The sequence below is a fragment of the Abditibacteriota bacterium genome (assembly GCA_017552965.1).
Classification (GTDB): Bacteria; Armatimonadota; UBA5829; order UBA5829; family UBA5829; genus RGIG7931.
The window spans coordinates 1-6,811 of record JAFZNQ010000105.1; the positions used below are offsets into that span (position 1 = coordinate 1).

The window sequence follows — 6,811 nt, forward strand, 5'->3', positions numbered from 1 at the left end:
CTGGACCGGGTGCTCATAAAAAACGTGACCGGCGTCTTCAGGGGGCTGGGCTTCATCGTGACTCCCTGGATGGAAGGGGAAGGGGGCAATTATGGCAGCATCATATTTGACACCATAGACCTGCGCTGCGACACCAAACAATACGACCCGGCGCCCATGCTTTTCCGCATAGGGGGCAATATAGACAGCCTGACCGTCAGAAACCTGCACTATCACGGCCGGCTTGCCCACGACCTGATGCAGATAGGGGGCTCCTACGCGGGGGACGGCCCCGGAGGGCCCGGCATGCCCTCCCGCATAAAGCATCTGACTCTGGAAAACGTCTGCGTCCACAATGACTTGAACGCCCACGACTACGTGAGGCTCCGTGGCGCCGTGGAGGACCTTCTGGTCCGCAACGTCCAGCTGCTGGGCTGCCGCCCGGAGAGCAGATTTTTCGTCAGGGACTATCCCGGGGCAGGCGCCGCCAGGCTGAGAGTGGAGGGCTTTTTGTCCGACGGAGCCCGGCTGGGGGAGGCCGCTGCCCCATAACGCAAAAAGAAGCGGTCCGTCATGGACCGCTTCCCGAATGCGCGCAGGAATATGCGCAAACCTAAGCTTTTTTGCCTATTTCATCAATTATACGCGACTGCTCCTGCAGAACTCTCTTGAGCCTGTCGGTCTCCGCAGTGTGCTCCGCCTGCATCTGTTTGATCTTGTCCAGAAGGCCGAGTATGATGTCCACGCCGGCCAGGTTGACTCCCATATCCTGGGTGAGCCTCTGGATCTGCTTCAGCTTTTCCACGTCCGCTTCGGAATACATGCGGTTTTTGCTGCCGACTCTGACAGGTATCACAAGACCCAGTCTTTCGTAGGTCCTGAGGGTCTGGGGATGCATGTCGCAAATCTTGGCCGCAACGCTGATGAGATAAACAGGTTCGTCTCTTTGTGACATGCGTATCGCTCCTTGTTATTTTCTGAGTGCCCGTATCTGCTCCAGCAGCTCTTTTTCTTGCGGGCTGATCTCCGAAGGAATGCGGATCCTGCATACTGCATAGAGGTCTCCGCAGCCCTCCGATTTCATCCTGGGCATGCCCTTGCCGGGCAGCTTGAAGCGTTTGCCCGAACGGGTCATGGGAGGGATGGTCATGGTCACGGGCTTTTCCATGGTGGGCACCGTGACTTCGCCGCCTAACAGGGCGGTGAGATAATCCACCTCCACCTGACAGGACAGATTGCTGCCGTCCCGTTCGAAGGTCTTGTCGCTCGTAAAATTGACCACCAGATACAGATCGCCGTTGCCTCCGGGTCCGGGGGCGCCTTTGCCCGCCAGCTTGATCTTCTGGCCCTGGCCGATGCCCCTGGGCACCTTCACCTTCAGCCGTTTGTCGGTCATCAGTGTCAGCTCGCTGCCGTAATAGGCGTCCTGCAGGCTGATGTCCAGGTTGTAGGTGATATCCTGCCCTTTGACGTTTTGTCTGAAGCGGGAAAACACCTGTTCGCCGATGCCGGAGTTGGATCCGAAAAGCAGATCGAAGAAGGGGCTGTAGCCGCTGGCTCCGCCCATACCTCCCATGTTGAAGCGCAGGTTCTCAAAGGGATTGGCACCGGCTCCCTGCCGGTACAGCTCCCAGTCCTTGCCGTAAGTATCGTATTTCTTGCGTTTGTCCTCGTCTGAGAGTACTTCGTAGGCCTCGCTGATCTCCTTGAATTTTTCCTCGGCGTTCTTGTCGTCGGGGTTCACGTCGGGATGATACTTTCTGGCCAGCTTTCTGTATGCTGTCTTGATATCCTTCAGGCTTGCAGATTTGTCAACTCCCAGCACACTGTAATAATCCTTATAGTCCACCGGTTGCCTCCGTTTTTTGCGTGTTCCCGGCGCAGCCCGCCGGGATGCAAGCGCTTATGAGAATATTCCTTGTCCTGTAAAAGCTCCGGGCGGGGCATGCCCCGCCCCGGAAATATTCTATTCTTCCTTGAATTCGGCTTCGACCACGTCGTCCTCGGAAGGTACGTTCACCTGAGGTCCCTCGGAGTAGGCTCCTCCGGTCTGAGCTCCGGCCTGTCCGCCCGACTGCTGCTTGTAGAGGATGCTGGCTATCTCGTAGCTGGCCTTCTCCAGCTCGTCGGTGGCGGCGTTGATGGAGGTCGGATCGTCGGGGCTGGTCTCCAGGAGCTGCTTCAGGCTGTCGATCCTGGCCTGCAGTCTGCCCTTGGCATCCTCGGGAGCCTTGTCGCCCACGTCCTTGATGAGCTTTTCGGTCTGATAGATCATCTGGTCGGCCTTGTTCTTGGCCTCGGCGTTCTCTCTGGCCTTCTTGGCTTCCTCGGCGTGAGACTCGGCTTCCTGCATCATCTTCTGGATCTCTTCGTCGGACAGGCGGGTGGAGCCGGATATGGTGATGGTCTGGCTCTTGCCGGTGCCCAGATCCTTGGCGGACACGTTCACTATACCGTTGGCGTCTATGTCAAAGGATACCTCGATCTGAGGTACGCCTCTGGGGGCCACGGGGATGCCGCTGAGCTGGAAGGTGCCCAGAGAATGGTTGTACTGAGCCATTTCCGACTCGCCCTGGAGCACGTTGATGGACACCTCTGTCTGACCGTCGGCCGCAGTGGTGTAGGTCTTGCTCTTGCGGGTAGGGATGGTGGTGTTGCGCTCGATGAGCTTGTCGGTGATGCCGCCCAGGACCTCGACGCCCAGGGTAAGGGGAGTCACGTCCAGCAGTACCACGTCGGTGACCTCGCCGCCCAGCACGCCGGCCTGGATGGCGGCGCCTACGGCCACGACCTCATCGGGGTTCACGCTTCTGTTGGGCTCCTTGTTGGTGAAGGACTTGACCAGCTCCTGCACCATGGGCATTCTGGTGGAGCCGCCCACGAGGATGACTTCGCTGAGGTCGCTGGTCTTGATCTTGGCGTCCTCGATGGCCTTCTTGAAGGGGACCTCGCAGCGCTTCAGGAGGTCGCTGGTGATCTCTTCGAACTTGGCCCGGGTGATGCTCATCTCCAGGTGCTTGGGGCCGGAGGCGTCGGCCGTGATGTAGGGCAGGTTCACGTTGGTGGTCACCATGGTGGACAGCTCGATCTTGGCCTTTTCGGCAGCCTCTCTGACTCTCTGCAGGGCCTGCTTGTCCTTCTTCAGGTCTATGCCGTTGGTCCGCAGATATTCGTCGCAGATGTACTGGACCAGTCTCTCATCCCAGTCGTCGCCGCCCAGATGGACGTCGCCGGAGGTGGACAATACTTCGAACACGCCGTCGCCGACTTCCAGCACGGAGACGTCGAAGGTGCCGCCGCCCAGGTCGAAGATGAGGATGGTCTCATTGTTCTTCTTGTCCAGTCCGTAAGCCAGCGATGCGGCCGTAGGCTCGTTGATGATCCTCAGGACTTCCAGACCGGCGATCTCACCGGCGTTCTTGGTAGCGGTCCTCTCCGCGTCGTTGAAGTATGCGGGCACGGTGATGACGGCCTTGGTGACTTCCTCGCCCAGATAGGCCTCGGCGTCTGCCTTCAGCTTCTGAAGTATCATGGAAGATATTTCTTCCGGAGTGTACTTCTTGCCGTCGATGACCGTGTCATAGTTTTCACCCATATGTCTCTTGATAGACGATACCGTGTGATCGGGGTTCAGCACGGCCTGCCGCTTGGCGGTGACGCCTACCAGTCTTTCGTTTCCCTTAAAGGCTACTACGGAAGGGGTAGTCCTTGCCCCCTCGGAGTTTGCTATTACTGTGGGCTCGCCGCCCTCCATGACCGCCACGACAGAGTTTGTCGTTCCCAGGTCTATACCTACTGTCTTTGCCAATTTGGCACCTCCATAGTATGATAAAAAAATGATTTCGATGTGAAGAAGGTCTGTTGATGATGTGTTGTCAAGTCACTTGATAGCACCGCACTCAACTTCGCTCCATCACTTATATTATACACCTTTTTTCCGGGGAATGTTCCGCTTTTCGGGGAATTTGAAAAATTTTTTGAGGATTTTTTTCCGGGGGTGGGTGAGACCGGCGGAGAAGGGCCCGCAGGGGGCCCGTACGCCGGGTGTTATTTGACTTGAGCGCAGTCCGCTAAAGTGCGGCCGGGCCGCTTGTTTTTGTCCGCGGGGTCCGGCGCCGCGGACACTGTCGGTCTGCCGGGAGGCGGAGGCTTTGCAGGCGCAGAAGAGCGCCGGTATCAGGACCGGCGCAGCGACAGCGCATAACGCGGTGACGAGGGTGCGCTTCATCCGTATCTCCCACGTGGGCTGCCGGAGCATCCTCCGGCAGACGTATATATATTTACTTGTAAAGGCAAAACACTGCAGGCTCCTTTGCGTGGGGCAAAAGGAGCCTGCGGGACAGCCACGGCGGGATTCGAACCCGCGATCTTCGCCGTGAGAGGGCGATGTCCAAGGCCGCTAGACGACGTGGCCATGAGCTGACATATTGATTATACCACAGCTGCGGAAAAAAAGCAATAGGTCAAAATATATGGTGCGTCGGGTGGGATTCGAACCCACGACTCTCGCCTTAAAAGGGCGATACTCTGCCACTGAGTTACCAACGCGCAAAAAAAATGGCTCCTCGACCTGGACTTGAACCAGGAACCCTTTGATTAACAGTCAAATGCTCTGCCGATTGAGCTATCGAGGAACGGCAACACTTATATTATACACGCTTTTTCGGGCTAAGTCAATAATGCAGGGGGAAAAGTACGAAAAAAAAGAGAGGCGCCCCCTCCGGGAGAGGCTTTTCTTTGGCGGCGAGGGGAGATATGTGCTATAATGGCAGTGGAATATGATATACGGAGAAGACGTTATGAAATTATTGCTGGTTCTCTTCATCGGTTTTTTGACCTCCCAAGCCTGGGCGGCCATTTTCAGAGGAGTGGACGCTCCCGAGAGCAAGGCGGCGCCCGCCGAGCTGCAGGGCAGGAAGGTGCAGGGGGTCTATACGGGGGCCCGGCCCAAAAAGGGGCCCGTGGACCCGGTCCTGCAGCGGGCCATGAAGCCCGGTATCCCGGTGAAATACGAGATGTATTTTTCCACCGGGTTCAAGAATGACGGCACAGACGCCATGATACTCATCTGCGACACCCTGGCCGAAGGGCCCGTGAAGGCCATGGAGACCCTGGCCCGGGAGGGCAAGGCTCCCGACTTTGTGGCCATAGGCTTTACCCACACGGATCTGGAGCCCACTCTGGAGGGAGGCAGCACCCGATGGATGCGGAAGGACCTGCTGGACCTGGCCACCCGGGACGGGGTGGACTTTATGACCGACGAAGTGCTGCCGGCTCTGGAAAAGGAGCACGGCTACCGGGTGTCTCCCGATCCGGACATGCACTACATGCTGGGAGGCTCCTCCGGCGCCGTGTGGGCCTGGAACGCCTGCTGGTATCGCAACGACTACTATCGCCGCTGCTATCTGTCCAGCCCCACCTTTTCCGCCATCAACATGGGGGAGGAGATACCCTGGCTGATGAGAAAGATGGAGCCCCGGCCCATCAAGGTGGTCCTGAACACGGGCACCATAGAGCCCGACGATTATTTCGGCGCCTCCTATCCCATCGCCCTCCAGACGGAAAGGGCTCTTGATTTTGCGGGCTACGACTACAAGTACTGGATCTTTGAGGGCGAGGGACACTGCAGCCGGTTCAACCACTACGAGTCGGAGCTGGAATTCATGGAGTGGATATGGAAGGACTGGGACACGGTCCCGGTGACCCATCCCCGGATCTGCGCCCGCCTGTCGGAAATGACCGGAGGCAAAGAGGGGTGGCAGGAGGCTCCCAAGGGAGCCAAAGCGCCGAAAAAGCAAAAGGCCGCCGGCCCCGCCGGCGAATACAATGCCTCGGGAGGCAAGATCATACTGGTGGGTCCGAGAGGAGGCGAGAAGGTGGTGGCCAAGGGCTTTGGCAGCATATCCGACCTGACCGTGTCCTCCGACCGCTGGAAGCTGTACGTGGCCGACCGCAACAGCAACTTTGTCTATTCCATGTCCATAGAAAAGGACGGCAGCCTGTCCCAGCTGCTGAAGCTCTGCCCTCTGCACAAGGCCATGGAGGCCCACCGTCTGGGGGCGGAAGCCCTCTGCGTGGCCGCCAACGACCGCATATTCTGCGCCACGGAGCTGGGGGTCCAGTGCTCCATCTCCACCGGAGTGGTGGACGTGATACTGCCCTTGCCCGGCGACCTGCCCTGCGACGGAGTCTGGCTGGAGGGCCACACCCTCTGGGCCCGGTCGGGCAAACGCCTCTTTAACCGGGAGATCAACTTTGAGGCCAAGGACCCGGCTGTCACCACCCCCGCGGCCTACAATCTGCTGTAGGGGAGGCGCGGTCCTCATCCCGGTGGGGATGAGGACCGCCCTTTGAGGAAAACGAACCTCTCCATCGAGGGAAACGCAAGCCGACAACACACCCCGAAAGAAGGACGAGCTCCCGCCACGGACGAGCCGGGGTGGGAGGGGCGTTATCGGGGTCCCCGAAATTTGGGCCGGGATGACGCGGGGGCGCTGCGCGCCCATCATTATGCGTCATTTCGGGCCTCTCTTGTCCCGTTCAAACTCAACGTCATTTCGGCGCCTCTGTAAGAGGCGGTAAGAAATCCCCTGTCACGAAGCCGCGAGCCTCCGGCTATGGACCGGCCCAACGGGACAAAATGAAAGACGATCTCCTTCCCGTCACTGCTTCAGCCGGGTCCTCCCCGTATGCCTTCTCCCGCAAGCGGGAGCAATGAAGAGGCATACGGGTCCCGCCCGAGGTCCCTTCCCCACAACGGCCAAACGCCGATGGCGTTTGACATATGCCGTTTTGGCCGGGATGACTAGAAGGTTGTCCAGCCCCGCGATAC

The 6,811-nt window shown here is 58.7% G+C and carries 5 protein-coding genes and 3 tRNA genes; 2 read left to right on the top strand and 6 right to left on the bottom strand.

Going from position 1 to position 6,811, the window contains the following annotated elements; all coding sequences use genetic code 11:
• Window positions 1-531: hypothetical protein (locus IK083_08815; protein MBR4749653.1), on the top strand; the 531-nt coding region annotated here is incomplete at its 5' end.
• A 61-nt stretch (window positions 532-592) separates the two neighbouring features.
• On the opposite strand, the gene IK083_08820 is transcribed toward IK083_08815, so the two are convergent.
• The 6 genes from IK083_08820 to IK083_08845 all read right to left on the bottom strand — a co-directional run bounded on the left by IK083_08820 (window position 593) and on the right by IK083_08845 (window position 4,613).
• Entirely contained in the window at window positions 593-934 is a 342-nt protein-coding gene (locus IK083_08820) for a helix-turn-helix transcriptional regulator (GenBank protein ID MBR4749654.1), read from the bottom strand.
• 15 nt (window positions 935-949) lie between these two features.
• Window positions 950-1,828 (bottom strand): J domain-containing protein, encoded by an 879-nt coding sequence (locus tag IK083_08825; protein MBR4749655.1) that lies wholly within the window; start codon window positions 1,826-1,828, stop codon window positions 950-952.
• A gap of 117 nt (window positions 1,829-1,945) precedes the next feature.
• Window positions 1,946-3,787: a molecular chaperone DnaK gene (dnaK, locus tag IK083_08830; protein ID MBR4749656.1), complete on the bottom strand. Its 1,842-nt coding sequence runs from the start codon at window positions 3,785-3,787 to the stop codon at window positions 1,946-1,948.
• Window positions 3,788-4,319: 532 nt separating this feature from the next.
• Window positions 4,320-4,393: transfer RNA gene (locus IK083_08835), tRNA-Glu, on the bottom strand.
• A gap of 59 nt (window positions 4,394-4,452) precedes the next feature.
• Window positions 4,453-4,527, bottom strand: a tRNA-Lys gene (locus tag IK083_08840).
• 10 nt (window positions 4,528-4,537) lie between these two features.
• Window positions 4,538-4,613 (bottom strand) — tRNA-Asn (locus tag IK083_08845).
• A 165-nt stretch (window positions 4,614-4,778) separates the two neighbouring features.
• Between IK083_08845 and IK083_08850 the strand changes: the two genes are divergently transcribed.
• Window positions 4,779-6,287 (top strand): hypothetical protein, encoded by a 1,509-nt coding sequence (locus IK083_08850; protein MBR4749657.1) that lies wholly within the window; start codon window positions 4,779-4,781, stop codon window positions 6,285-6,287.
• Window positions 6,288-6,811: the final 524 nt, after the last annotated feature.

What these genes read in the sequence shown, in the direction of transcription:
- IK083_08820 (MBR4749654.1), bottom strand. Translation starts at nt 934, where the DNA reads ATGTCACAAAGAGACGAACCTGTTTATCTCATCAGCGTTGCGGCCAAG.
- IK083_08850 (MBR4749657.1), top strand. Translation starts at nt 4,779, where the DNA reads ATGAAATTATTGCTGGTTCTCTTCATCGGTTTTTTGACCTCCCAAGCC.